1 protein-coding gene is annotated in these 352 nt (G+C 73.3%); it reads right to left on the minus strand.

Annotated features, from left to right (window positions below; translation table 11 throughout):
* Nucleotides 1-12 precede the first annotated feature (12 nt).
* Nucleotides 13-352, minus strand: a 340-nt coding sequence (locus DBR34_RS24515; protein ID WP_258224234.1) for a homocysteine S-methyltransferase family protein, incomplete at its 5' end; no start/stop codon positions are given.

Raw genomic sequence — 352 nt, forward strand, 5'->3', positions numbered from 1 at the left:
CGGCGGATGCGCTCACGCGGCATCCTCCAGGGCGGGGCCGGGCAGGGCGCGCGGCGGCAGGTCGGCCACCGCCTCGGCGATGGCGCGGATGTGCGCGGGGGTGGTGCCGCAGCAGCCGCCCACCAGGTTGAGCAGGCCAGCACTGGCGAACTCGCGCAGGGTGCCGGCCATTTCCTCGGGGGTTTCGTCGTATTCGCCGAAAGCGTTGGGCAGGCCGGCGTTGGGATGCGCGCTGACCAGGCAGTCGGCCACGATCGACAGGGTTTCCACGTGGGGGCGCATGTCGTCGGCGCCCAGCGCGCAGTTCAGCCCGACCGACAGCGGCCGGCTGTGCGCCACCGAGGCGTAGAAC

Source organism: Stenotrophomonas sp. HMWF003, assembly GCF_003061285.1.
Lineage (GTDB): Bacteria > Pseudomonadota > Gammaproteobacteria > Xanthomonadales > Xanthomonadaceae > Stenotrophomonas > Stenotrophomonas maltophilia_AP.